Genomic DNA, 1,973 nt, shown 5'->3' with positions numbered 1-1,973 from the left:
GGCCCACCCCGGCCATCGGGGCGTCGACGAACGGAACCGATCTCCGGAAGCTGACCCTTCCTGACGGATCGACAACGGGTAGCTTCTCGGCGGCCATTGTCACGGTGACTTTGTGCATATCCATCCGCGAGCCGCTCAGCGCGGCATTGGCTGCCGTGAGCCGCAACTGGTCGGTAAACGGGGCCAGGGCCACCCTGGCTTTGGCATCTCCCAGGAAAGTGGTGGTGTAAGTCAGCGTGTCGGCAAACGTGAATACTTTGGGCTTGCCCGCTTCATCGACACCATCCGGGCCGGCGGCTTGCTGTATCCGGATGAATGTGGCGACGGAGTCGTACATGCCCACGTCCCCCGTGAGCGGGTATACCCAGTTTACTTCCCGGTCTCGCGAGCAATTCATCTTTCGCAGGTCGTCGAAAGAATCCAGCACCTCGAAAGAGCGACGGCCGTCCCGTATGGTGCCCGCTGAGCCATTCGCAGTCAGGTCGAAGGAGCCGGCCGCCTTGGCGAGCGGATTGGTCAGCGTGAACCCGGCCGACGCATCGTTATGTTCATTGATGTTGAAATAAAAAGCATAGACAATGGCCGAGTTGAGCCTCTGGCCATAGTCCATGACCGCGGCTTTGGCCTCGCAGCGGATTTTCTGCACGATATCATAGGTCGACTTGCGCGAGAGATCGTCCGGAAGCGGGTGGATCGAGCATCCGGCCAATAGCGGCAGCAGCGCCAAAACGGCGAAACGGAGCGCAGGCTGCATTGCGGGGCAAGTGGCGAACGCTGCGTGGGCATGGGAGGTGTACACTGACATGTTCGTCCCCTATGGCCCGACCAGCACGCGTATATCCGTAGAGCGTCGCTGCAGCTCGAGCTGGCGCTGGCGGTCTTGTTCGTACAGCGCCCGGTTCTCGGCGCCGGATTCCTGCTGCAGCATTCTGGTCGAGAGCAGGTTGTTGAACCCGCCGGCAACCCCGAGGCCGCCGTCGCCGGCGCCGCCGGGAGCACCTCTGGCGAAGCGACGGTCGCCGTTGCGGCCGAAGCCCGATCGGGCCATCGGGGCATCGACGAACGGAACCGATCTTCGCACGCTGACCCGTCCTGACGGTTCGAAAACGGTTTGATGCCCGGCGGCCATCGTTACGACGAGTGTGTGTATATCGGTCCGCGAGCCGGTCAGCATGGCATTGGCTGCCGTGAGCCGTAATTGGTCGGTCAACGGAGCCAGCGCCACCGTGGCTGTGACGTCTCCGCTGAGCGTGGTGGTGTAAGTCAGCGTGTCGGTAAACGTAAACATTCTGGGTTTGCCCGTGGCATCGAGGCCGGTGGGGTCATCGGCCTGTTGCAGCCGGATGAATGTCGCGACGGAGTCGTACATGCCGACATCCCCTGTGAGCGGGTAGATCCAGTTCTTTTCCCTGTCTCGCGAGCAATTCATCTTTCGCAGGTCGTCGAAAGAATCCAGGACCTGGAAATTGCGAACGGCGCCCCGTGTTCTGTTCGCTGAACCACTTGCAGTCAGGTTGAACGGACCGCCCTTGGTGAGCGGTTCGAACAATGTGAACCCGGCGTTCGCATTGTTTACTTCAACGATGTCAAACGTAAAATTATAGACGAGGGATGCTTCGTTGAACCCCCGGCCAAATTCCATGACCGCGGCCTTTGCCTCGCAGCGGATCTTGTCCACGATGTCATAGGTCGTCTTGCGCGAGACGTTGTCCGGAATCGGGTGGATCGCGCACCCGGCCAATAGCGGCAGCAGCGCCAAAACGGTGAGACGGACAGCGGGCCGCATTGCAGCACATGTTGAGAACGCCGCAAGGTGATACGCTGGCATACTCGGCCCCAAAAATAAGAATACCGATGGCATATAGAAGCCAATGGCTCCACAAGTGTCATGTAGTAAAATTTGGTCGTTGCAACCTGTGGCGATTTTTGCGACGACTATTGCAAATGCGACACACATAGTACCGACCAAGGGC

General features: G+C 59.8%; 2 protein-coding genes. Both read right to left on the bottom strand.

Annotation, left to right across the window (positions count from 1 at the left end):
• A partial coding sequence (locus WCE35_RS14080) for a hypothetical protein (RefSeq protein WP_424593952.1) occupies positions 1-805 on the bottom strand: 805 nt, incomplete at its 3' end.
• Between the two features lie 9 nt (positions 806-814).
• A partial coding sequence (locus WCE35_RS14075; protein ID WP_424593951.1) for a hypothetical protein occupies positions 815-1,973 on the bottom strand: 1,159 nt, incomplete at its 5' end.

Source organism: Bradyrhizobium sp., assembly GCF_049691595.1.
In the GTDB taxonomy this organism is placed as follows: domain Bacteria; phylum Pseudomonadota; class Alphaproteobacteria; order Rhizobiales; family Xanthobacteraceae; genus Bradyrhizobium.
This window is presented reverse-complemented; position numbering and strand designations above follow the sequence as displayed.